Here is a 23,609-nt window from a genome sequence, read left to right as displayed (position 1 = left end):
CCTGAGAGATATGTGGCCATTGGGGCAGTTTCCCGCTGTTTAAACCGTTCGCTACTGGGCAACTTACGGATCCGTAGGTTACGGTAGCGTAGGTAAGGCTGCCTCGAGTCACAGGAAGTGGTGACGCATGACAACTGCTCCGACCATGGATCCTCCCCGCCCACAGCGGCGTCCCGAGCTCGCGCCCGAACAGCAGGGCAACGCCGAACGCGTGCTGGTCGCCGTGTTCACCGGCGTGCCCTTCCTGGCCCTGTTCGCGGCCGTACCGCTCGCCTGGGGCCGGTTCCTGGGCTGGACGGACGTCGTGCTCATGGCGGTCTTCTACGTGCTGTCCGCCGCGGGCATCACGGTCGGCTACCACCGGTACTTCACGCACGGGTCGTTCAAGGCCCGGCGCGGCCTGAAGATCTTCATGGCCCTGGCCGGGAGCCTGGCCATCGAGGGGCCGGTCATCACCTGGGTGGCCGACCACCGGCGGCACCACAAGCACTCGGACAAGGAGTTCGACCCGCACTCGCCGTGGCGGTTCGGCAACGACTGGAAGGCGCTGACGAAGGGGCTGGCCTGGGCGCACTACGGCTGGCTGTTCGACGCCAACCGGACGTCCAAGCAGCGGTTCGCCAAGGACCTGCTCAACGACCGCGACATCCGGCGCATCCATCTCGCGTTCCCCGGTCTCGTGGCGGTCTCGTTCCTGCTGCCCGCGGTGCTCGGCGGGCTCGTCACGATGTCGTGGACGGGCTTCCTGACCGCCCTCTTCTGGGCCGGCTTCGTGCGGATCACGCTCGTGCACCACGTGACGTGGTCGATCAACTCGATCTGCCACACCTTCGGCAAGGAGGAGTTCGAGGTCCGCGACAAGTCCCGGAACGTCTGGTGGCTGGCCATCCCGTCGCTGGGCGAGTCGTGGCACAACCTGCACCATTCGGACCCGACCTGCGCACGGCACGGCGTGCTCAAGGGCCAGATCGACATCAGCGCGCGCATCATCTGGGCGTTCGAGAAGATGGGCCTCGCCTACGACGTCCGGTGGCCGAACCGCGACAGGCTCGCCTCGAAGCGCACGAAGCAGGCGGCTTGACCGTCACAATTGATTCCGTGACAGAACCCGCTCCCAGGCCCCGCAGAAAGCGGATGACCGGCAAGGAACGACGCGAGCAGCTTCTCGACATCGGCCGGACGCTGTTCGCCGAGCGCGGGCTGGACGGGACCTCCGTGGAGGAGATCGCGTCGGCGGCCGGTGTCTCCAAGCCCGTGGTGTACGAGCACTTCGGCGGCAAGGAGGGCCTGTACGCGGTCGTCGTCGACCGGGAGTTCGAACGGCTGCTGCGGCTCGTGACGGACTCCCTCGACTCGGCGGTCCACTACCGGAGCAAGCTGGAGAAGGCCGCGCTGGCGCTCCTGGAGTACATCGAGGAGCATCCGGACGGGTTCCGGATCATCGTGCGCGACTCGCACGGCGGCACGGGCACCGGCAGCTACGCGAGCCTGCTGAGCGAGATCGCCGGTGAGGTCGAGTACATACTGGCCCAGGAGTTCGACCGGCACGGCTACGACGACAAGTTCGCGCCGCTGTACGCACAGAGCCTCGTCGGCATGGTGGCGCTCACGGGCCAGTGGTGGCTGGACGTGCGCAAGCCCCGCCGCGAGGACGTGGCCGCCCACATAGTGAACCTGGCATGGAACGGACTGTCCGGCCTGGAGCCGAAGCCGTCGCTGGACCCGCGCCGTCGCCGCAAGGAGATGGAGCGCCTGGAGAAGCGCGCCGAGAAGGCCGCGGCGAAGGCGGAGAAGGCCGAGGAGAAGGCGGCGGCGCGCGCCGTGCGGGCGCAGCGCAAGGCACGCCGCGACCTGGACGGCCTGGCCGACCCGTCAATGTGACGGCCGGCCGCAACCGGTGGCCGCCGGAGTTCGTCCGGGCGGCCACCGGCCAGGGGTCGCCGGTCTCGGGTCGCGAGTCCGGGCTTCACGGACGCCGCCCGTCCGTCCGGGTCGAGCACCGCAGGGGAACGAGTCGCCTTCCCCGGCGGGCGGGCGGCATCCCGTCTAGGTCTTCCGGGTCGCGATCACGAAGATCCGCCGGAAGGGGAACAGGGTCCCGTAGGGGGCGGCGGGATAGGCCCGCCTGAGCCGCTCGCGGTATTCGGCGAGGAACTCGTCGCCCTCCTCGGGATCGAGGGCGGTGAGGACGGGTCGCAGCGCGGTGCCCTTCACCCATTCGAGGACGGCGTCCTCGCCCTGGAGGACCTGCGTGTAGGTCGTCTCCCACGCGTCGACGTCGCAGCCGTGGCGGGCGAGGAGGCCGAGGTAGCCGGCCGGGTCGAGGACGGGCGCGTCCCGCTGGAGGGAGCCGAGCCTGCCGCGCCACCGCGCCGAGCGGCCGAGCTCGCGCAGCAGCGCGTGGCTGGGCGCGTCGAAGTTGCCGGGGACCTGGAAGGCGAGCCGCCCGCCGGGCGCGAGCGAGCCGGCCCACCGGGGCAGCAGCTCGGGGTGCTCGGGGACCCACTGCAGGACGGCGTTCGAGACGATGAGGTCCGCGGGCCGCTCGGGCTCCCACGTGGCGACGTCGGCGACCCGGAAACCGAGGCGACCGGGGATCTCGTGCGCGCGGGCGGCCGCGATCATCTCGGGTGAGGCGTCGAGGGCGTCGATGACCGCGTGCGGCCAGCGCGCCGCGAGGGAGGCGGTGAGCTCGCCGGACCCGCAGCCGAGGTCGGTGACCCGGGCGGGCGGCGGGCCGCCGAGCCGCCCGATCAACTCGGCGAAGGGCCGGGAGCGCTGGTCGCTGAAGATCCCGTACTGGACGGGATCCCACACGGCTCCACTTTGTCTCGACATCAAGAGACATGGTGCCGCACCCCCTATCTTGATGTCAAGAATCCCGGCCGGGCGGCGGCCGGACGGACGCCCGCGGACCCCTGTTTCTCGATATCAAGACAGGTAGGGTGTCGGCATGCGCGATGAGGTCGACAGGCTGGTCGAGGCGTGGAACACCGAGCGTCCGGACCTGGACGTCCGGCCGCTGCAGGTGCTGAGCCGCGTGTCCCGGCTGGCCCGCCATCTCGACCGCGCCCGCCGGGCCGTGTTCGCCGACCACGACCTGGAGTCGTGGGAGTTCGACGTGCTCACCGCGCTGCGCCGGGCGGGCGCCCCCTACCAGCTGAGCCCGGGGCGGCTGCTGAGGGCGACCCTCGTGACGTCCGGGACGATGACCAACCGCATCGACCGGCTGGCCGCGGCCGGGCTGGTGGAGCGGCACCCCGACCCGCTGGACAAGCGCGGCGTCCAGGTCCGGCTCACCGAGGCGGGCATGACCCGCGTCGACGCCGCGTTCGCCGACCTCCTGCGCCGTGAGCAGGCGATCCTGGAGACGCTCTCCCCCGACCAGCAGGCGGCCCTCGCCGGGCTCCTGCGCACCCTCCTGATCCCCTTCGACGAGTGACGGGCTCAGGGGGCGAGCGCGGCCTCCAGGGCGGCGGCCAGGCCGCAGAGGCGCTCCTCGCCGCCGGCCGGGCCCACCAGCTGGACGGACGCGGGCAGGTGCGAGCCCGGCAGGGGGACGGGCAGCGCGAACGCCGGAAGGCCGGCGACGTTGATCTGGCCGACCAGCGTGGTGAGGAGTAGATCGGACTCGTCGTCCTCGCCGGGTTCGGGGGCGACGCACGGCAGCACGGGCAGGGCGATCGCGGCGTGCCGGGCGAGGATCGCGTCCAGCTCGGCCCTGATCGCCGTCCGGACGCCGAGGGCCCAGCCGAGCCTCCCCGCGCGGGACACGTCGATCAGGTGCTGGAGGCGCCGCCCGATGCGCCCGCTCAGCTTCTCCGGGTCGGCGAGCAGCGGGGCGTTCTGCCGCGGCCCCTCGTCGCCGATGATGAACCCGTTGGCGGTCGCGGCGTCGGCGTAGTGCGCGGACGTCACGTCGGTGATGGGGCCGAGGCGGCGGAGCGCGTCGTCGACGGCGGCGTCGATCGCGGGGTCCACGCCGTCCACGCGCAGGCGCGCGACCGTCCACGACGGGTCGTACGGGACGGGTGCGAAGCCGGGTTCGAGCAGCCGCATGCCGAGGACGACGGCGGCGACGTCGCGCCCCATCGGCCCGACGACGTCCAGCGTCGGCGACAGCGGGTACACGCCGTCCAGGGGGACGCGCCCGTTCGTGGTCTTCAGCCCGGCGACGCCGCAGCACGCCGCGGGGATGCGGATCGACCCGGAGGTGTCGGTGCCGAACGCGACGTCGGCCTCACCGGTGGCGACGGCGACGGCGGAGCCGCTGGACGATCCGCCCGGCACGCGGGACGGGTCGCGGGGGTTCACCGGGGTGCCCGACCACGGGTTGACGCCGTCGGCGGCCAGGCACAGCTCGTTCAGGTTGGTCTTGCCCGCGATCCGGGCGCCCTGCGCGCGGGCGGAGGCGACGACGGGAGCGTCGGCGGCGGCCGGTGCGGCGCGTTCGGCGACGGCCCGGCAGCCCGCGGTGGTCGGCAGGCCGGCGACGTCGATGGCGTCCTTGACCGCGAGGCGGGGACCGTCGCCCGGCTCGCCGGTCTCGACGATCCAGGTCGTCACCCGAGGTCCTCGGCGAGCATCAGCCACTCCTCCTCGACCGCGGCGGCCTCGGCCTGGATCTCCTTGAGCCGCGCGTCCAGCTCCTGGAGCCGGGCGTAGTCGGTGGCATGCGCGGCGAGCTCCTCGTGCAGGGCGGCCTCCTGCCCGGCGAGCTTCTCCAGGCGGCGTTCGAGGCGGTCGAGCTCCTTGCGGGCCTTCCAGTCCTGGCCGCCCTTGGGCTTCGGCTTCGGCGGCGCCGGCTCGTCCCGGACGGCGGCGGGCTTGGGCGCGGTCCCGGCGGCACGGCGCTGGAGGTACTCGTCGACGCCGCCGGGCAGCAGCGACACGCGGCCGTCGCCGAGGAGCGCCACGACATGGTCGGTGATGCGCTCCAGGAAGTAGCGGTCGTGGCTGACGACGACGAGCGTCCCGGGCCAGCCGTCCAGGAGGTCCTCGACCTCGGTCAGGGTGTCGATGTCGAGGTCGTTCGTCGGCTCGTCCAGGAGGAGGACGTTGGGCTCGCCCATGAGGAGCCGGAGCAGCTGCAGGCGGCGGCGTTCGCCGCCGGACAGGTCGCCGACCGGCGTCCACTGCCGGTCGCCCGGGAAGCCGAGCCGTTCGAGGAGCTGGCTCGCCGTCCACTCGCGCTTGCCGACGGTGACGCGGCGGCGGATCTCCTCGACCGACTCCAGCACGCGCCGGGACGGGTCGAGCTCCTCCAGGTTCTGCGACAGGTGCGCGAGCTGGACGGTCTTGCCCTGCACGACCGTCCCGGAGACGGGCCGGACGGACCCCTCCAGCAGGCGCAGCAGCGTGCTCTTGCCGCTGCCGTTCACGCCGACGAGGCCGACCCGGTCCCCCGGGCCGAGCCGCCACGTCATGCGGGTGAACAGGTCGTGCCCGCCGAGCTCGACGGTCACGTCCTCCACGTCGTAGACGGTCTTGCCGAGCCGCGCGGTCGCGAAGCGGGTCAGCTCCACCGAGTCGCGCAGCGGCGGCTCGTCGGCGATGAGGGCCTGCGCGGCGTCCACCCGGAACTTGGGCTTGGAGGTGCGGGCCTGCGGGCCGCGGCGCAGCCACGCCAGCTCCTTGCGGAGCAGGTTCTGCCGCTTGGCCTCGGTGGCGGCGGCGATCCGGGCCCGCTCGGCCTTGGCCAGGACGTAGGCGGAGTAGCCGCCCTCGTAGCGCTCGACGCGGCCGTCGACGACCTCCCACGTCCGGTCGGTGACCTCGTCGAGGAACCAGCGGTCGTGGGTGACGACGAGCAGGGCCGCCCGGCGGCCCCTGAGGTGCCGGGCCAGCCAGTCGATCGCCTCGATGTCGAGGTGGTTGGTGGGCTCGTCCAGGAGCAGCAGGTCGGACTCGGGGACGAGCAGCCGCGCCAGCGCCACCCGGCGCCGCTCGCCGCCGGACATGCCGGCGAGCGGGGCGTCCAGGTCGAGGTCGGCGAGCAGCCCGGCGAGGATGTCGCGGACGCGGACGTCGCCCGCCCACTCGTGCTCGGCGCGGTCGCCCAGCACCACGGAGCGGACCGTCGCGCCGTCCGGGAACGCGTCGCGCTGGGTCAGGTGGCCGAGCCGGAGACCGCGGGCATGGGTGACGCGGCCGCCGTCGGGCTCGGTCTCGCGTGCAAGGACGGCCACGAGGGTGCTCTTGCCGCCGCCGTTGCGGCCGACGACGCCGACGCGGTCGCCCTCGTCGAGGCCGAGGGACACGCCGTCGAGCAGCGGCGACGGCCCGTAGGCCTTGGCGACGTTCTCAAGATTGATCAGATTCACGACGCTTCAAGCGTATTGCCTTCCCCGCGCCGCCCGCGCGGCCCCGCGCTCAGTACCCGGGCGGCGGCGGGCCGTGCTGACCGTGCTGGCCGTGCTGGCCCGGCGGGTAGGGCGAGCCGGGCGGATAGGGGGCGCCCGGCGGCCGGTACGCCGTCTCCCGCTTCGACCGGGTGGCGAGGACCACGACGACGACCACGAGGACCGCGGCGAGGACGATCCCGAGGAACAACACGATCAGAAGACCGAACGAAAGCATCCGCGTTCGCCTTATCGGGGAGGGGCCGGGGGCTCCTGGCGAGCCTACTGCCCGCCCGCGTCCCCGGACACGACCCTTTCGGGCGCGTTGCGGCGCAGCGCCCGGTCGCGGCGGAGGGCGAGCAGAACGAGCGTCACCATCATGAGGACCGCCACGACGCCCATCAGCCCGGACAGGTACGTCATCGCTCCACCTCGCCGGACGATTCGGTGCAGGAGGGAATCGCTGTCACGGGTAGGAGACGCCCGAGATGCGGCGGAAGTTCGCTTGTGTGACAGAAGCAGCTACCGCGGCGCTGTCATACGGGCGCTGTCATACGACCGTGGCGCCCGGGACGGGGCCGGACGCCCGCACGACCTGCTCGGCGACACCGGCGCCGTCCAGCGCGTCCGCGAGCTCGGCGGCGTCGTCGGCGCTCTCGGCCAGGAAGGCGCACGTGGGGCCGGAGCCGGAGACCACGGCGCCGATCGCGCCGAGGTCGCGCCCGGCGTCGATCGTGCGGCGCAGCGACGGGCGCAGCGACAGCGCGGCCGGCTGCAGGTCGTTGGTCAGCGCGGCGCCGAGGCCCTTGGCGTCGCCGGTGGCGAGCGCCGTCATGAGCTGCTCGGACACCTGCGGGAGGGTCGTCTCCTCCCCCGCCTCCGCGCGGAGCCGGTCGCACTCCCCGTACACGGCGGGCGTGGACAGGCCGCCGTCGGCGGTGGCGAACACCCAGTGGAAGGTCCCGCGGGCGAGGGCGGGGGTGAGGCGCTCGCCGCGCCCGACGCCGACGGCGGTGCCGCCGAGGACGGCGAACGGGACGTCGCTGCCGAGCTCCGCGCCCAGCTCCACCAGGTCGTCCCGGGTGAGGGCGGGCCGCTCCCGGTCGTCCCAGAGGCGAGCGCAGCCGACGAGCGCCGCGGCGGCGTCGGCGCTGCCGCCCGCCATGCCGCCGGCGACCGGGATCGCCTTGCGGATCCGCAGCCGCACGTCCGGCCGGACCCCGAGGCGCGCGGCGACGAGGCCCGCCGCGCGGGCGGCGAGGTTGTCGGGGCCGGCCGGGACACCGCCGACCGGTACCCGCGAGTGCGGGGCCGCCTGGACGCGCACCTCCAGGCCTCCCGCGGGTTCGACGGTCACCTCGTCGAACAGGGAGACGGCATGGAACACGTTGACGAGGTCGTGGTAGCCGTCATCGCGGAGCGGTCCCACGCCGAGCTGGAGGTTCACCTTGGCGGGGACGCGTACCGTCACTGCGTTCACTCGCGAAACCCTACGGGACCGTCAACCGCCGCTGGTGACGGGGAGGTTGCGCGGGTTGAAGTACGGGGTCGTCGCGAGCTCCCGGAGCGCGGAGGTGGCGTGCTTGTCGCCCACCACCGAGTAGGCGCGGCGCTTGTCGCGGGCGCTTTCGGCCTGCTCGTCGGAGTTGAAGTACACGACGGCCTTGACCTGCGGGTCCTGGAGCGTCTTGGCCGCCTCGCGGAGCCACTGGGCGCGGCGCATGCCGTAGGACTTCGGCACCCCGAACTCGCCGATCATGATGGGCTTGCGGCGCCCGCGGGCCCACTCCATGAACAGCTTCACGGCCTCCGACAGGTCGCGGTAGTCGTAGTCGCCGCCGGGCTGGGCGTCGGCGCAGATCCAGTCGACCTGGTCGTCGCCGGGGTAGTAGGAGCCGGCGTTCGCGCCGCTGAAGCCGCGGGCGGTGGGGCACCACACCCACGCCACGTTGTCGACCTTCTCCCGCTTGAAGATCTCCCGCAGGTGCTTCCACGCGGCGATGAAGTCGTCCGCCGAGTGGACGCGCCTGCCGTTGGACGACTTGTCCATGTCGCGCGACCATCGCAGGAAGACCGGCTTGCCGAGCGCCTTGACGGCCCGGGCGCGCCGCTCGATGAGCTCGTCGTGCTCGCCCTGGACGATCTCGCGGGTGTCGGCGCCCGCCCAGGTCAGCAGCAGGTAGCGGTTGCCGCCGGCGACGGACTTCTCCAGCGCGCCGGGGAAGTCGCTCTTCCAGCCGCGGTAGCTCTGCACGATGTCGAGCTGCCGGCCGAGCTGCCGCTCGAAGCCGGCGACCGGGGCCATGCCGGGCTTGCCGGCGTCCTTCCCGCTCGGTGAGCCGGAGGGCGAGCCGGAATCCGAGGGCGACTCCGAAGGCGTGTCCGAAGGCGAGTCCGAGGAGGACGCGGACGGGGACGGCGAGTCCGAGGGCAGGCCGGTGCCCTCCGGCGGCACCCAGGCCCCGAAGTAGGCGCCCTGCTCCGGCGGGACGGGCGCCACGCCCGCCCGCGCGGTCGTGGTGATCTTCGGCGCCGCGCCCGCGCCGTCCCCGCAGCTCGCGGCGACCGTCGCGATCATGCCGGCGGTCGCGAGCAGCGCCGTCGCCACGATCGGCATCCTGGCCCGCGTCGTCCGCGAACGCGCCTTCACATCGACCTCCGGCTCCGTGCTGATGACTGTGATCCCCCGAGACGCGACCGCTTCAGGGGGTGCGGGGGCGATCTCCCCGGCGTGAAGGACCATACTCGGCAATCCGGGCGAAGGCGGCCACGTCCAGCGCTTCTCCCCGGGCCCGCGGGTCGACCCCGGCGGCGCGCAGCGCCTCCTCGGCGGCGGGCGCGGACCCGGCCCACCCGGCGAGCGCCGCGCGCAGCGTCTTGCGGCGCTGCGCGAACGCGGCGTCGACCACGGCGAACACCTCGTCGCGGGACGCGGCGGTCGGCGGCGGGTCGCGGCGGGTGAACGCGACGAGCCCCGAGTCGACGTTCGGCGCGGGCCAGAACACGGCGCGGCCGACCGGCCCCGCCCGGCGGGCCGTCCCGTACCAGGCGAGCTTCACCGACGGCACCCCGTAGATCCGGCCGCCGGGCGCCGCGGTCATCCGGTCGGCGACCTCGGCCTGCACCATGACGAGCGCGGTCCGCAGCGACGGCACGACGGCCAGCAGGTGCAGGACGACCGGGACCGCGACGTTGTACGGCAGGTTCGCGACGAGCGCCGTCGGCGGCGGGCCCGGCACCTCGGTGATCCGCATCGCGTCGGCGTGCACGACCTCCAGCCGCGCGGCGAGCTCCGGCTCCCGTGCCGCGGCCGTGGCGGGCAGCTCGGCGGCGAGCGCCGGGTCGATCTCCACGGCGACGACGCGGCGCGCCTCCGGCAGCAGCGCCAGCGTGAGCGACCCCAGCCCGGGGCCCACCTCGATGACGACGTCGTCCGGGGCGAGGTCCGCGGCCCGGACGATCCGCCGCACCGTGTTGGCGTCGATGACGAAGTTCTGCCCGAGCGTCTTGGTCGGCCGGATGCCGAGCCGTGCGGCCAGCTCGCGCACGTCCGCCGGCCCGAGCAGCCCCCTGGTATCCCCCACGTCCTGATTGTCGCAGCTAGGAGAAGAGGAATTTCCCGCAGTTGGGCCACTGGCCCTGCCAGCGGCCGTTCACCTTGTTGTAGAGGAGCTGCGCCCGGTAGGTCTGCTCCCCCGCGCTGGCGTCCGACGGCCGGCCCTTGCCGCCGACGGACGACCACGTGGCCATGGAGAACTGGTAGAGGCCGTAGTACCCGGCCGGGTTCACGGCCTTCGGGTTGCCGCCGGACTCGCACTTGGCAAGCCCCGCCCAGTTCAGCCGCGCCGCCGCGCCGGTGCCCGCCGACTTCGGGCCGACCGCGAGGATCCGCGCGACCGGCTTGCGCTTCACCTTCTGCGCGATGACCTTCTTGACCTTCTTGCCCTTGCGGCGGACGTAGGCGACCCGCACGATCTTGATGCCGGCGCGGCCCTTGCGCAGTTCCTTCTCGCTCCAGGGCGGGACCGACGAGCTCTTCTTGCGGATCGTCGGCGCGGGCGTCTTCACGACCTTGGTCACCGGCGCGGACAGCAGCCGCATGATCTTGATCATGTTCCCGGCGGGCTGGTCGGCGGCCGGCTTGACCAGGTCGTGCGGCCCGAGCGCGATCTTCGCCTGCTCCAGGACCTGCCGGACGGTCGTGCCGGTCGTCATCGTCTCGGTCTTCTTCGCGTCGACCACGATCACGATCTTGCGCGGGGCGGGCGCGCTGGTGCGGGGCGCGTCGGCGACGGTCTTCGGGGACGCCGAGCCGCCGTCCCCGCCGCACGCCGCGGCCCCGGTCGCGAGCAGGCTCGCCGCGAGCAGGACGGGGACGGCACGGGGCACGGGTGCGCGACGCGCGGTTGTCCAAGGCACGGGGGGATCCTCCAGGGGGCCGGGCTCGGGGGCGCCCGTTCGACGGGCCAGACATTAGAGCCCCGCGCCCGTCCTCCGCCACCTCAACGCCCTCACGTACCCCTTCTGGGCGGCACGTCCCTTTTATCCCACTACGTCACCACGGGCCGAAGGCGCGCTCCCCGTTCGCCGCGATCGCGGTGCACAGCTCCGCCACGTCCACGCCCTTGATCTCCGCCATCGCCCGGACGGTGTGCGGGATCAGGTAGGAGGCGTTCGGCTTCCCGCGGTGCGGGATCGGGGTCAGGAACGGCGCGTCCGTCTCCACGAGGACGAGGTCGAGCGGCGCCGCGCGCAGCGCCTCCCGCAGCGGCTCGGCGTTCTTGAACGTGACGTTCCCGGCGAAGCTCATCAAATAGCCGTGCTCCGCGCAGGTTTGCGCCATCGCCGCGTCGCCGGAGAAGCAGTGGAAGACGACCGTGTCCGGCGCCCCCTCCTCGTCCAGGATCGCGAGCACGTCGTCGTGCGCCTCGCGGTCGTGGATGACCAGCGCCTTGCCCGTGCGCTTGGCGATCTCGATGTGCCCGCGGAACGACCGCCGCTGGTCGTCCTCGGGCGCCCAGTCGCGGTAGTAGTCCAGGCCCGTCTCGCCGATCGCGCGGACCTTCGGGTGCGCGGCGAGCAGCTCGACGTCGGTGAGCACGGCGTCGGAGATCCCCGTCGTCTCGTTGGGGTGGATCGCGACCGCCGCGTACACGTCGTCGAACTCGCCGGCGGCGTCCACGGCGAACCGGGAGGACGGCAGGTCGCAGCCGATCGTGACGATCCGCCCGATCCCGGCCGCCTTCGCCGACTTCAGCTGCTCGTCCACGGGCGTCTCGACGATGTCGAGATGGCAGTGGCTGTCGAAGACGTCGACGGGCAGGCGCTCGGGCAGCGGCGGGTAGGACCGCGAGGCCTGCCCGTCCCCGTCTCGGGTCACGGGTTCTCCAGCCTGGCGAGCTCCTCGTCCACCACGGACGCGTCGAGCTTCTTGAACAGCGGCGTCGGCTTGGCCAGCGGGACGCCCGGCTTGATCGGCATCGACTCCCAGCGCGCCTCGGTGGCGTAGTCGCCGGTGAGGACGCGGTAGTCGGGGCCGCCCTCCTCCGACACCGTCGTCAGGTCGGGCATGCCGCTCCACACGCCCTGCCCGCCGAGCATCTCGTAGACCTTCTGGGACGAGTTCGGCAGAAACGGCGTCAGCAGCGTCTTGGCGTCGTCGACCACCTGCAGCGCGGTGTGCAGGATCGACTTGACACGCTCCGGGTCATCCTTCAGCTTCCAGGGCGCCTGGTCGGACAGGTACTTGTTCGCGTCGCGGACGACGTCCAGCGCCTCGGTGATCGAGCTCTTGAACCGGGACCGGCCGAGCTCGGCGCCCACGGCCGCGAACGCGTTCCGGCTGCGCTCCATCAGCGCCCGGTCGGCGTCGGTGAGGTCGCCCGCCTCCGGGATCGCACCGTAGTTCTTCGCCGCCATGTTCACCGACCGGTTGACGAGGTTGCCCCACGCGGCGACCAGCTCGTCGTTGTTGCGGCGGACGAACTCGGCCCAGGTGAAGTCGGTGTCCTGGTTCTCCGGCCCGGCGACCGCGACGTAGTAGCGCAGCGCGTCGACGTCGTAGCGCCCCAGGAAGTCCTTCACGTAGATGACGACCTGGCGGGACGAGGAGAACTTGCGGCCCTCCATCGTCAGGAACTCCGACGACACGACCTCCGTCGGCACGTTCAGCGCGCCCAGCGAGCCGGGCGTGCCGCCCTTGTCGCCCTGGCCGCTGTAGCCGAGCAGCATCGCCGGCCAGATCTCGGCGTGGAAGACGATGTTGTCCTTGCCCATGAAGTAGTAGGACAGGGCCTCCGGGTCCTGCCACCAGGCGCGCCACGCCTCCGGGTCGCCGGACCGCCGCGCCCACTCCACCGACGCGGAGAAGTAGCCGACGACCGCGTCGAACCACACGTACAGCTTCTTGGCCGGGTTGTCGCGCCAGCCGTCCAGCGGGATCGGCACGCCCCAGTCGAGGTCGCGGCTGATCGCGCGGGGCTGCATGTCGTCCAGCAGGTTCAGCGCGAACTTCAGCACGTTCGGCCGCCATTGGCCCTGCTTGCCGCGCAGGTACCGGCCGAGGACCTCGGTGAACGCGGGCAGGTCGAGCATGAAGTGCTCGGTCTCCACGAACTTCGGCTTCTCGCCGTTGATCCGGGACACCGGGTTGATCAGGTCGACCGGGTCGAGCTGGTTGCCGCAGTTGTCGCACTGGTCGCCGCGCGCCCCGTCGTACCCGCAGATCGGGCAGGTGCCCTCGATGTAGCGGTCCGGGAGCGTGCGGCCGGTGGACGGCGAGATCGCGCCCATGGTCCTGGTCGGGAAGATGTAGCCGTTGTCGTAGAGGCCCTTGAAGATCTCCTGGACGACCGCGTAGTGGTTCAGCGTCGTCGTCCGGGTGAACAGGTCGTAGGACATCCCGAGGCCGTGCAGGTCCTCGGCGATCACCGAGCTGTACCGGTCGGCGAGCTCGCGGGCGGTCACGCCCTCCTTGTCGGCCTGCACCTGGATCGGCGTGCCGTGCTCGTCGGTGCCGCTGACCATCAGGACCTTGTTGCCCGCCATCCGCTGGTAGCGGCTGAACATGTCGGCGGGCAGCGCGAAACCGGAGACGTGCCCGATGTGACGGGGCCCGTTGGCGTACGGCCATGCGGGCGCGGTCAAGATATGACGGCTTGACGAGGACATGGAATCAAGGGTAGTCGCGTCACGGCGGCACCGGCACGCGAGTAGCCTGGCCCGCATGCCCCAGATCACGTCCGACGACGCCGCTGCGCGGACGGTGACCGGCGGCGAGCCGGACGGCGGGCCATCCCGGAGCCTTCTCGCGCGGGCCGCGCGCCGGGCGCGGCGGACCCGCCGGGTGGTGTGGCTGTCGCTGCTGGTCACGGCGGCGACGGTGCTCGCTCAGTGGACGGTCATGACGCCGCCCCTGTACTTCGACCCGTACTACGTGTGGCTCGCCGCCCGTGACTGGCCCGACATCCCGCTCACGCAGTGGCCGTTCGACGAGGTCCCCCACCAGGTCACCCGGATCGGGCTGGTGCTGCCCGCCCGGCTCGCCCAGGAGGTCCTCGGCGACGGCCAGGCCGCGTACTTCACCGTCGCCGCGCTCGGCGGCGTCGCGTTCTTCGTCGGGACGTACCTGGTCGTCCGCTCCCTGTTCGGCGACGTGGCGGGCGTCGCGTCCGCCGCGATCCTGCTCGTCCACCCGTTCTTCACGATGACCAACCCGTTCGGCCACGAGATCACCTGGTCGACCGGGGTGATGCTGCCGGACATGCCGGGCGCCGGGCTGTTCACGATCGGGATGGCCGGCCTCGTCGTCGCGAGCCGCAGGACCGGCCGGGCGCAGACCCGGATGCTGCTGGCCGCCGGGGTGCTCCTCGGCGCCTCGTTCCTCGTCCGGGAGTTCCTGGCGTTCCTGTTCCTCGCCATCCCCGCCTACCTGGCGCTGCTGCGGATCCCGTGGCGCCGCAACGTCACGGTCGGCGCTCCGATGCTCGCGATCCTCCTGCTGAACTTCCTCCACAACCAGATCGTCTGGGGCAGCCCGCTCGCCGGGCTCGTGTCGGCGGCCGAGCACGGCGGCCAGTCCCGCGACTACGTGACGCGCGCGCTCGCCGCCCGCTCCTTCCTGCGCGCGATGCACGACTGGAACCCGCTCGGCCTCGTCTTCACCGCCGCGCTGGCCCTCACGATCGTCGGCTGGGCCGTCACCCGCGACCGGCGGCTCGGGCTGTGCCTGGTGTGGTTCTTCACGCTCGCCGTCCCGCTGACGCTGTTCTCCGGCGTCCTCGACCCGAACAGCATCTCGCTGCGCGCGTGGCTCCAGCGGTACTGGTTCTCGGTCCTGCCCGCGCTGCTCGCCGGCGGGTCCGGCTCGCTCATCCTGATGTTCCGGATGCTGCCGCCCGGCCTCGTGTCCCGGCTGCGCCTGCGTACGGTCGCCGTGCCCGTCCTGGCGCTCGTGCTCGGCGGGACGTACGCGGTCGCCGCCGTCCGCGCCGTCCCCGACCTGCCGCGCGACAGGGCGTGGAACGAGCTGCGCGGCTACCTCGGCGACCACCGCGACATCACGCTGATCTGCGCCGACCGGCGGCTCGCGCAGACCCTCACCTTCTACACCCGCGACATGTGGGGGCGTCCCGTCTGGCGCGGCGAGATCCGCGACTTCCCGCACTACCTGGGGCAGGTCCCGCGCAACGCGACCGAGGGCCCGATGCTCTACACGCGCTGGCGCGGCATGGAGTCGCAGATCGGCGGCGGCTGGCGACCGTCCCCGGCCGAGGGCTGGACGCTGATGTGGCGATCGTCCGACGGGGTCTTGCAGCTCTGGAGGCCGCCCCTCTAAGGGCTAGCGGGTCCAGGCGACCCAGTCGCCCTCGACGGTGCGGCGGCTGTCGACGACCCTCCAGCCGGGCGGGGCGCCTTTCGGCCAGGACGCGGTGGCGGGCTTGTCCTTCGGCCACGCCAGGACGACCATGTCGACGTTCTGCGGCGGCGGGGTCCAGCGGGCGTCGAACACGCTGCCGTCGCTCCACCAGGCCCAGTAGTACTGCGACAGCCGGATCGTCCACCAGATGTTCCAGTCGACGGCGATGGAGCGCTGCTTCGTCAGGTCGACGCTGTCGCGGATGTCGGTGTGGGCGGTCTCGGCGCGCACGAGCGGCCGCGCGATCCGGTCGGTCGCGGTGGCGCACATGCCGACCGCGACCACGGCCAGCAGGCCGGCCAGCACCAGGGGCCCGTGGCGGCGCAGCCGGACGGCCGCCACCGACACGCCGAGCAGGACCAGGCCGGTCAGCGTGGCGTGCCAGAGCCTGAACGACGTCCAGTCCCAGGTCAGGAAGGCCGTCTCCGGGAAGTCGTACGCCGTGTAGGTGTACTGGGTGAGCAGGTCGCCCGCATACCACTGGACGACGCACGCCGCGACCACCGCGAGCAGGGCCGCCGCGCCCGCCGCCCACAGCGCCGTCCTGCGCGCGGCGGACATCAGGACGGCGACGCCGGCCATGAACAGCACCGGCGTGACGCAGGCGAGGTAGCGGCCGTACACGTAGTTGCCGATGCGGTACTCGACCGGCAGCGCCGCCGAGGTCGCGAACGCGATGCCGGCGACGAGCGCGAGGACGGCGAGCGCCAGCGCGCGCACCGGGCCGGGCCGGGCCGGGGCCGCGGCGGGCCGGACGGCGAGGAAGGCCACCGTGACGAGGCCGACGGCCGCGACGCCGCCGGTGGCGACGGCCTGGTACCAGACCTGGCCGGTGCCGAGCGACAGCATCCAGCCCCATCCGTCCAGGCTGGTGAGGCGCCGGACGACGTTGCCGCCGAGGTCGTTGTCGCCCTGCGGGTACATGTGCGGCAGCAGCGACCGGTTCAGCAGCATCCCGGCCGCCGTCGCGGCGGCGAGCGCGAGCGCGGCGCCGGACGAGGCGCGCCAGGACCGCCAGCGCAGGACCGGCGCGGCGCAGAGCAGGGCCGCGTGCACGACCAGCAGGATCGCGCCGCGGGTGTGGCAGGCGTAGGCGTACGCCACCAGCAGCGACGCGCCCGTCCCGGACAGCGCGAGCCGGAGCGACGCGCGGCGGCCCGCGGGCGGCGGGGCGTCCAGCCAGGAGTGGACGAGCAGCAGCCAGCCGACGAGGACGACCGGGAGGATCGCGTCCGTCAGGACGAACTCGGAGTAGAACAGCACGCACGGCAGCAGCGCGGTCACGTGCGCGAAGACGTACGACCAGCGCCGCCGCAGCCGGAACCGGCGCAGCAGCAGGTAGGCCAGCGGCAGCATCGCCGCGCTGACCAGCGCGTTGATGGCGAGCGCGGCGCGGTAGACGCCGATCGGGCCGGTCGCGAACCAGAACGCGGGCGTCAGCAGCAGCGGGTAGCCGCCCCGGTAGACGGTCCCGAACGACATGTCGGCGTCCGGGCCGCCGGTCATGACGCGGGCGGCGAACAGGTACCCGGACTCGTCCGGCGTCGCCACCGGCACCGTCTGCCCCGATCCGAGCCACAGCCGGATCGCGACCTGCGCGGCCCAGCCGAGCACGAACAGCCAGAACCAGCGGCGGCGGTCGGGCCGCGGCGGCGCGGTGCCGCGATCCGCCGGCGTGACCGGCGGCCGTGCGACGGCCGTGCCGCCGCCCCCGGTGGACGCGGCGTCCGGCGGGTGCGGGCTCATCGGCCCGCGGCGCGCCGGGCGCGGGCGGTCGGGTAACGGACATCCATCGACGGACAAGCCTGTCATAGTGCGTACGGGGCGCCGGGCCACGGCCTGGGAACGCTCGGCGACGGGGCGCGCCGGGTCAGCTCTCAGATGCGCGCTCGTCGCTCTCGGACGTCATGGCGGGGGCCTTGCCGTCCTCGCCGCCGCTGTCCGCCTTCCCGGTCTCCTCGGCCTTCTCCGCCTTCTCGGCCTTCTCGGCCTCGCCGCGGGCCACCTTGCGCACGGCGGCGTCCACGACGCCCGCGGCCTCCTCGGCCGCGTCGGTGAGCGGCGGGTGCTGGCGGCGGCGGATGCCGAGGATGCTGACGAACAGCGAGGCGAAGATGGCCTGGAAGCTCATCACGAGCGCGGTCGCGGCGGGGACGACGATGCGCAGGGAGTGCCGCGGGTCGAGCTCGCCGAAGCTGTTCACCCGCCAGTGCAGCAGCGACGCGACGAGGCCGGCGAGGCCGGCGACCGCGAGCAGGCCGCCGAGCAGCAGGCCGCGTTCCAGGCTCCACCAGTCGATGATCTTCTGGACCCGGCTGTCATGCGGCAGGAATCCCTCCTGCATCGCGTAGACCTTGGTGAGCAGCGCGAACAGCACCGCCTGGAAGCCGATCACCAGCGCGGCGGACGCGCCGACCAGCGTGTCGACGTCGAACGCGATCTCCCCGACGGTGACCGGGCCGGTGGACAGCGCGATCCCGGCGACCAGGCCGAGCGTCATGAAGACGAGGCCGGGGATGAGGAACAGCCAGCGCGGGCTGTAGAGCATGAGGAAGCGCAGGTGGCGCCAGCCGTCCCGCCAGGTGTTCAGGTGCGGGGCGCGGGTGCGGCCGTCCGGCGACAGGGTGGTCGGCACCTCGCGGATGTCGTAGCCCTGCAGGGTCGCCTTGACGACCATCTCGCTGGCGAACTCCATGCCGCCGGTCTGCAGGCCGAGCCGCAGGATGGCGTCCTTGTCGAAGGCGCGCAGCCCGCAGTGGAAGTCGCCGATCTTGCTGCCGAAGAACAGCCGCCCGACGAAGCTCAGCACCGGGTTGCCGAGGTAGCGGTGCAGCGGCGGCATGGCGCCGTCGGCGATACCGCCCTTGAACCGGTTGCCCATGACGAGGTCGGCGCCGTCGCGCAGCTCGTCCAGGAACGGGCCGAGGGTGGTGAAGTCGTAGGAGTCGTCGGCGTCGCCCATGGCGACGTACTTGCCGCGCGCGGCCCGGATGCCCCCCATCAGGGCGTTGCCGTAGCCCTTGTCGATCACCGGCACGACGCGTGCGCCCGCGTCCCTGGCCAGCTGCTGGCTGCCGTCGGTGCTGCCGTTGTCGGCGATGACCACCTCGCCGTCGATGCCCTTGTCCTCGAAGAAGCCGATGGTCTTGCGGACGCAGGTCTCGACCGTCTCGGCCTCGTTCAGACATGGCATCACTACGGAGAGTTCCACGCGATCTCCTTCGTTACCCCTGGTGACCGTCTGCGGTGTTGATTACTATCTCTGTTTTCCGCGGGGCGGCCCGTCGTCGTTCATGATGCCTGCCGAGGACGGGTAATGATGGCCGCTCTCGTCAAGAGCACCCGTATCGTGTTGCCCACTTGCAACCGAAAAACCCTCTCCGCCACGGTCGCGGGCGGCAGGCTAGGACGTCAAGCATACGGGCACAGCGGCCCGGAAGGGGTGGGCGGCTGTGACGCGTGCCGGAGAACGCAGTGCCACCGGACCGGGGGCCGGACACCGAAGGGGAGGTGCGGCAGTGGCGGGGGATACGCCGCGGGGCACCGCGCTCGACGATGCGGCACAGGGCGGCACGGCCCTGGCCACGGCGGGCGGAGCCGCCGCGAACGGGCCCGCTGCCGGGCCGACGATCGACACGCCCGGCGGGACGGCGACCGCGACGGATTCGGACACCGCCATTAAGGGCGGTCCGGAACCCGACTCTCCGACCGACCCGGAAACCGGGGACACGCCGGGCGGCGGGACCGCCGCCTCCGGCGGCCGGCGGCGCGCCCGCGGCCTCTGGACGCTCGCGCGCCGGCACCCGGCGTTCAGTGTGATCATTACCACAGCGGCACTGCTCCGGCTCGTGGCGATGCTCGGCTACCAGCCGGTGATGTTCTTCAACGACAGCTTCGACTACCTGAACGTCGCGATGGACCCGTACCCGCACCCGCTGCGGCCCGACGGGTACGCGTTCCTGCTCTTCCTGCTCAAGCCGTTCCACAGCTTCGCGCTCGTCGCCGCGCTGCAGCACCTCATGGGCCTCGGCATGGGCGTGATGATCTACGCGCTGCTGCGCCGCAGGTTCCGGCTGCCGGGCTGGGGCGCCGCGCTCGCGTCCGCGCCGGTCCTGCTGGACGCCTACCAGCTGCAGCTGGAGCACCTGGTGCTGTCGGACACGATGTTCACCTTCCTGGTGATGTGCGCGGTCACGCTGCTGCTGTGGGGCGACCGCCCCACCTGGAAGATCGCCGCGGCGGTCGGGCTGATCGTCGGGCTGGCGTGGCTGACCCGCTCGGTCGGGATGCCGGTGCTGCTCGGCGTGCTGGTGTACATGCTGATCCGGCGCAGCGGCTGGAAGCTGATGGCGGTGACGCTGGCGGCCTGCTCGCTGCCCGTGCTGGCCTACGCGGGCTGGTACAAGGCCGACAGCGACAAGTTCGCGATCACCGAGAGCAACGGGATCTTCCTGTACGCCCGGGTGTACAAGTTCGCCGACTGCCACCAGATGAAGGACCTGCCGGTCAGCGAGTACCCGCTGTGCACCGAGCCCGCGAACCGGCTGCCGAACTCGCAGGACGGCATCTGGAACCAGCGGTCCCCGTTCAACCGCTACACCGGCACGCGGTTCAGCCCGGAGAACAACAAGCTCGGCAACGACTTCGCGAAGCGGGCGATCATCTCGCAGCCCGTCGACTACCTGCAGGTGGTCGCGCACGACTTCTTCCGGGTGTTCCGGTGGGACCGGACGGTGTTCCCCGACGAGGCGACGTACTCCCAGTACGAGTTCCGCACGACGAGCAGGCCGCTGCCCGACTGGCACATGCCCCGCGGCGGGACGGCGTCCCAGGACGCGAAGGGCTACGAGCGCGGGGACGCGCGCACCCAGGTCGTGGAGCCGTTCGCCGGCGTCGCCCGCGGCTACCAGGACGTCTTCTACCTGCGCGGCACGATGATCGGCGCCATCCTGCTCGTCGGCCTGGCCGGGCTGGTCCCGCTGTGGCGCCGGTTCGGCGGGGCGGCGCTGCTGCCCTGGACGCTCGCGACCGGGCTGCTGCTGGCCCCGGCCGCGACCGCCGAGTTCGACTACCGGTACGTGCTGCCCGCCGTCCCGCTGGCGGCGCTGGCCGCGGGCATGGCGTTCACGCCCGAGGTCCGCGGCACGGTCGCCGGCTGGACGCGCCGCCTCCGCCGCCGTGGCGCCTCGACCCCGCAGGACGCGCAGGACGCGCAGACCACACAGGACGTGCAGACCGCACCGGCGTCCTAGGCGCTCCTACCAGGCGTGCATCCGGCGGAGGTGGAACACCATCGCCACATCGCTGCTGCTGCGGGCCTTCGGCACCTCGCCCTGCCTGCCGCGCACCGCGGACAGCGCCTTGATGTTCTCGCTCCCGCACTTGGGGCAGCACCGGCCCGTCCACGGCGTGGTGCAGGGCTGGCCGTCCCGCACGTAGATGACCGCCTCGTTGCCGTGCCCGTCACCGGAGTGCCGGACCTCGAACTCCTCGTTCCAGGTCGTCGCGCAGCTCAGGCACTCCAAGCTCCAGGCCTCGTGGCTCGTCCATGCATCCAGCACGGCATTCACCCCCTCGGCGGCCGCCTCACACGGTCCTGCCTCCATGGTGACCCCGTCGGCCCTGTTCCGCCACGCCCTCGGTCACCCGATGTGCTGTATGCCCTGAAAACACGCGGATGGACCGTTCCGATGTCGTGACTATTTCCTCGCCTGGACGACCGCGTCATAGACCGTTCGCTTCGGGATGCCGTTCTCCCGGGCGACCTCCGCGATCGCCTGCTTGCGGGGCGTTCCGGCCTCCTCGCGGGCGGCGACCGCCGCCGCCAGGTCGGCCGGGTCCGACAGCCCCGGCCGCTCCGGCGCGCCGCCGACGACCAGCGTGATCTCGCCGAGCACGCCGTCCCGCGCCCATTCGGCGAGGTCGCCGAACGTCCCCCGCCGGACCTCCTCGTAGGTCTTGGTCAGCTCGCGGCACACCGCCGCGGGGCGGTCGGCGCCGAACGCCTCCGCCATCGCGGCGAGGGTGGCCGGCAGCCGGCGCGGCGACTCGAAGAAGACCATCGTGCGGGGCTCGTCCGCCAGCGCGGCCAGGCGCCGGGCCCGCTCGCCCGGCTTGCGGGGCGGGAACCCCTCGAAGCAGAACCGGTCCGTCGGCAGGCCCGACACCGCCAGCGCGGTCGTGACGGCGGACGGCCCGGGCAGGACGGTGACCGGAACGCCCGCGGCGACCGCCGCGATGACGAGCCGGTACCCGGGGTCGGACACGCCCGGCATGCCCGCGTCGGTGATGACCAGGACGTCCCGTCCGGCCAGCAGGTCCTCCACCAGCCCGGCGGCCCGCGCACGCTCGTTCAGGTCGTTGTACGACACCACCCGGGCCGCGATGTCCACCCCGAGGTCGCCCGCGAGCCGCCGCAGCCGCCGCGTGTCCTCGGCCGCGATCACCGGCGCGTCCGCCAGCGCGGCCCGCAACCGCGCGGAGGCGTCCTCCGCCCGGCCGATGGGCGCCGCCGCCAGCAAGAGAGTCCCAGTCACACGGGTATCTTCCCAGCGGAGCGATCCCCGGGAACCCGGGCCTGCCCGGGATGCCGCCGCGGTCAGCACTTCGGCGCGCATCCCGGCGGCCGGGCGCCCGTACGATGGCGTGATGGCGACGACGGATCTGGCCTCGGCTCCCGCTTTCGCGTCGCGGCGGCGACCGCCCTCGCTCCGGGAGTGGCTCGCCCCCGCGATACCGGGGAGCCCGCTGCTGTCCTGGCTGGGCCCGCTGCTGGTCACGGCGATCGCCGGGTACCTGCGGTTCGACCGGCTGGGGTCGCCGAAGGCGGTCGTCTTCGACGAGACGTACTACGCCAAGGACGCGCTCGCCCTGCTGAAGTACGGCTGGGAGCACAACACCGTCGAGAACGCCGACAAGATGCTCATCGCCGACCCGGACGCGCACATCTGGGGAAGCGGGCCCGCGTTCGTCGCGCACCCGCCGTTCGGCAAGTGGATGATCGCGATCGGCGAGTGGATGTTCGGCGCGACGCCGTTCGGCTGGCGGTTCATGCCGGCGCTGATCGGGACGCTGTCGGTGCTGATCCTGTGCCGGGTCGCGCGCCGGATGACGGGGTCGACGCTGCTCGGCTGCGCGGCCGGGCTGCTGCTGGCGCTGGACGGCCTCGCCTTCGTGACGAGCCGGGCCGCGCTGCTGGACGTTTTCGTCATGTTCTGGGTGCTCGCCGGGTTCGCCTGCCTGGTGAACGACCGCGACCGGTCCCGCCGCGACCTCGCCGAGAAGATCGAGCGCGGGGACACCTCGGTGTACGGGCCGTTCCTCGCGCACGGCTGGCGCTGGGGCGCCGGGGTCTGCCTCGGCCTCGCCTGCGCGACCAAGTGGACGGGGATCTTCTACGTCGCCGCGTTCGGCCTGATGGTCGTGCTGTGGGACTACGGCGCCCGCCGGGCGGCCGGGGTGCGGGCGCCGTTCTCCGGGACGATGCTGCTGGAGGCCGTCCCGGCGTTCGTCCAGCTCGTCGTGGTGGGCCTGGTGACGTACCTGGCGACCTGGTGGGGATGGATCTTCAAGCCGGGCGGCTGGGGGCGCGGGAAGGCGTCCGACCACCTGCTGCTGCGCCCGTTCGAGGCCCTGCCGGACCTGTGGCGCTACCACTCGGAGATGCTCGGCTTCCACACCGGGCTGGACGCCAAGCACCCGTACCAGTCGTGGCCGTGGGACTGGCCGGTCCTGCGCCGTCCGGTCGCGTTCTTCTACACCGAGCCGAAGGGCGCGTGCGGCGGCGCGACCCGCTGCTCCCGCGAGATCCTCGGGATCGGGACGCCCGCGCTGTGGTGGGGCGCGCTGGTCGCGCTGGTCATCGTGGTGTTCATCTGGCTCATCCTGCGGGACTGGCGGGCCGGGGCGATCGTGCTCGGGTTCCTCGCGGGCTGGCTGTCCTGGTTCCCGTCGGCGTTCGCCGAGCGGACGATGTTCCTGTTCTACGCGACGCCGCTGATCCCGTTCATGGTGCTGGCGGTCGTCCTGGTGCTGGGGTACATGATCGGACCGGCCCCGGCGGGAATGGCGGGCGCGCACGCGACGCGTCCCGGCGAGAGCGGGTACGACGAGAGTTACGCCACCGCCGCCGACCTGCCCGAACGGGACGATGCGGGCGTGGGCCGCACGACGATGGCGCAGATACAGGGCGCCGGTCTGCGGCGGCTGGTCGGCGCCGCCGCCGCGGGCGCGTTCATGCTGGTGGTCCTGGCGAACTTCGCGTACTTCCACCCGATCCTGTCGGCGCAGACGCTCCCGTACGACGACTGGCACGAGCGGATCTGGTTCCAGTCCTGGGTCTAGGCGTCCCG

Annotated in this window: 21 protein-coding genes; 6 read left to right on the top strand and 15 right to left on the bottom strand. The window is 72.6% G+C overall.

Features of this window, described 5'->3' with window-relative positions; all coding sequences use genetic code 11:
- Positions 1–127 precede the first annotated feature (127 nt).
- On the top strand, positions 128–1,081 hold the full coding sequence (locus ABGB11_RS01250; RefSeq protein ID WP_347627842.1) for a fatty acid desaturase: 954 nt from the start codon (positions 128–130) through the stop codon (positions 1,079–1,081).
- A 17-nt stretch (positions 1,082–1,098) separates the two neighbouring features.
- Complete coding sequence (locus ABGB11_RS01245) at positions 1,099–1,881, top strand: TetR/AcrR family transcriptional regulator (RefSeq protein WP_347627840.1); 783 nt, start codon at positions 1,099–1,101, stop codon at positions 1,879–1,881.
- Between the two features lie 165 nt (positions 1,882–2,046).
- Here ABGB11_RS01245 and ABGB11_RS01240 read toward each other — a convergent pair whose 3' ends face one another.
- Positions 2,047–2,817, bottom strand: a complete 771-nt coding sequence (locus tag ABGB11_RS01240; RefSeq protein WP_347627838.1) for a trans-aconitate 2-methyltransferase — start codon at positions 2,815–2,817, stop codon at positions 2,047–2,049.
- A gap of 136 nt (positions 2,818–2,953) precedes the next feature.
- Between ABGB11_RS01240 and ABGB11_RS01235 the strand changes: the two genes are divergently transcribed.
- Positions 2,954–3,442 (top strand): MarR family transcriptional regulator, encoded by a 489-nt coding sequence (locus ABGB11_RS01235; RefSeq protein ID WP_347627837.1) that lies wholly within the window; start codon positions 2,954–2,956, stop codon positions 3,440–3,442.
- A 5-nt stretch (positions 3,443–3,447) separates the two neighbouring features.
- On the opposite strand, the gene ABGB11_RS01230 is transcribed toward ABGB11_RS01235, so the two are convergent.
- From ABGB11_RS01230 to metG, 10 genes are all read right to left on the bottom strand, one after another.
- Complete coding sequence (locus ABGB11_RS01230) at positions 3,448–4,566, bottom strand: amidase (protein ID WP_347627835.1); 1,119 nt, start codon at positions 4,564–4,566, stop codon at positions 3,448–3,450.
- Complete coding sequence (locus ABGB11_RS01225; protein ID WP_347627833.1) at positions 4,563–6,323, bottom strand: ABC-F family ATP-binding cassette domain-containing protein; 1,761 nt, start codon at positions 6,321–6,323, stop codon at positions 4,563–4,565. Before ABGB11_RS01225 ends, ABGB11_RS01230 begins: the two co-directional genes overlap by 4 nt.
- 49 nt (positions 6,324–6,372) lie before the next feature.
- Complete coding sequence (locus ABGB11_RS01220) at positions 6,373–6,579, bottom strand: hypothetical protein (protein WP_347627831.1); 207 nt, start codon at positions 6,577–6,579, stop codon at positions 6,373–6,375.
- A gap of 44 nt (positions 6,580–6,623) precedes the next feature.
- Positions 6,624–6,764 carry a hypothetical protein gene (locus ABGB11_RS01215; RefSeq protein ID WP_347627829.1) on the bottom strand — a complete coding sequence of 47 codons (141 nt, stop codon included), beginning with the start codon at positions 6,762–6,764 and terminating at the stop codon, positions 6,624–6,626.
- A gap of 127 nt (positions 6,765–6,891) precedes the next feature.
- Positions 6,892–7,821, bottom strand: a complete 930-nt coding sequence (locus ABGB11_RS01210; protein WP_347627827.1) for a 4-(cytidine 5'-diphospho)-2-C-methyl-D-erythritol kinase — start codon at positions 7,819–7,821, stop codon at positions 6,892–6,894.
- Between the two features lie 21 nt (positions 7,822–7,842).
- On the bottom strand, positions 7,843–8,991 hold the full coding sequence (locus ABGB11_RS01205) for a hypothetical protein (protein ID WP_347627825.1): 1,149 nt from the start codon (positions 8,989–8,991) through the stop codon (positions 7,843–7,845).
- Between the two features lie 52 nt (positions 8,992–9,043).
- Positions 9,044–9,925: a 16S rRNA (adenine(1518)-N(6)/adenine(1519)-N(6))-dimethyltransferase RsmA gene (gene rsmA, locus ABGB11_RS01200; protein ID WP_347627823.1), complete on the bottom strand. Its 882-nt coding sequence runs from the start codon at positions 9,923–9,925 to the stop codon at positions 9,044–9,046.
- A 16-nt stretch (positions 9,926–9,941) separates the two neighbouring features.
- Complete coding sequence (locus tag ABGB11_RS01195; protein WP_347627821.1) at positions 9,942–10,760, bottom strand: transglycosylase family protein; 819 nt, start codon at positions 10,758–10,760, stop codon at positions 9,942–9,944.
- A 136-nt stretch (positions 10,761–10,896) separates the two neighbouring features.
- Complete coding sequence (locus ABGB11_RS01190) at positions 10,897–11,721, bottom strand: TatD family hydrolase (RefSeq protein WP_347627819.1); 825 nt, start codon at positions 11,719–11,721, stop codon at positions 10,897–10,899.
- Positions 11,718–13,511 (bottom strand): methionine--tRNA ligase, encoded by a 1,794-nt coding sequence (metG, locus tag ABGB11_RS01185; protein WP_347627817.1) that lies wholly within the window; start codon positions 13,509–13,511, stop codon positions 11,718–11,720. The genes ABGB11_RS01190 and metG overlap by 4 nt, the downstream gene beginning before the upstream one ends.
- Positions 13,512–13,566: 55 nt before the next feature.
- Here metG and ABGB11_RS01180 point away from each other — a divergent pair, with 55 nt between their 5' ends.
- Entirely contained in the window at positions 13,567–15,177 is a 1,611-nt protein-coding gene (locus tag ABGB11_RS01180) for a glycosyltransferase family 39 protein (RefSeq protein ID WP_347627815.1), read from the top strand.
- 3 nt (positions 15,178–15,180) lie between these two features.
- Here the strand turns inward: ABGB11_RS01180 and ABGB11_RS01175 are convergent, their stop codons facing one another.
- Together ABGB11_RS01175 and ABGB11_RS01170 are read right to left on the bottom strand one after the other, a co-directional pair.
- A complete protein-coding gene (locus ABGB11_RS01175) occupies positions 15,181–17,004 on the bottom strand; it encodes a hypothetical protein (protein WP_347627813.1) in 1,824 nt (607 codons plus the stop codon).
- A gap of 124 nt (positions 17,005–17,128) precedes the next feature.
- Positions 17,129–18,469 (bottom strand): glycosyltransferase family 2 protein, encoded by a 1,341-nt coding sequence (locus ABGB11_RS01170; RefSeq protein ID WP_347627811.1) that lies wholly within the window; start codon positions 18,467–18,469, stop codon positions 17,129–17,131.
- 307 nt (positions 18,470–18,776) lie between these two features.
- Here ABGB11_RS01170 and ABGB11_RS01165 point away from each other — a divergent pair, with 307 nt between their 5' ends.
- Positions 18,777–20,510, top strand: coding sequence for a hypothetical protein (locus ABGB11_RS01165; protein WP_347627809.1), 1,734 nt, complete (start codon positions 18,777–18,779; stop codon positions 20,508–20,510).
- A gap of 6 nt (positions 20,511–20,516) precedes the next feature.
- On the opposite strand, the gene ABGB11_RS01160 is transcribed toward ABGB11_RS01165, so the two are convergent.
- Positions 20,517–20,819 carry a hypothetical protein gene (locus ABGB11_RS01160; RefSeq protein ID WP_347627807.1) on the bottom strand — a complete coding sequence of 101 codons (303 nt, stop codon included), beginning with the start codon at positions 20,817–20,819 and terminating at the stop codon, positions 20,517–20,519.
- A 138-nt stretch (positions 20,820–20,957) separates the two neighbouring features.
- A complete protein-coding gene (gene rsmI, locus ABGB11_RS01155) occupies positions 20,958–21,794 on the bottom strand; it encodes a 16S rRNA (cytidine(1402)-2'-O)-methyltransferase (protein WP_347627805.1) in 837 nt (278 codons plus the stop codon).
- 112 nt (positions 21,795–21,906) lie between these two features.
- Here rsmI and ABGB11_RS01150 point away from each other — a divergent pair, with 112 nt between their 5' ends.
- Positions 21,907–23,601: a phospholipid carrier-dependent glycosyltransferase gene (locus ABGB11_RS01150; RefSeq protein WP_347627803.1), complete on the top strand. Its 1,695-nt coding sequence runs from the start codon at positions 21,907–21,909 to the stop codon at positions 23,599–23,601.
- Positions 23,602–23,609 lie beyond the last annotated feature (8 nt).

Source organism: Actinomadura sp. B10D3, from assembly GCF_039871695.1.
Lineage (GTDB): Bacteria > Actinomycetota > Actinomycetes > Streptosporangiales > Streptosporangiaceae > Spirillospora > Spirillospora madurae.
Note: the sequence above shows the minus strand (reverse complement) of the source record. Positions and strands in the feature narration are given on the sequence as shown.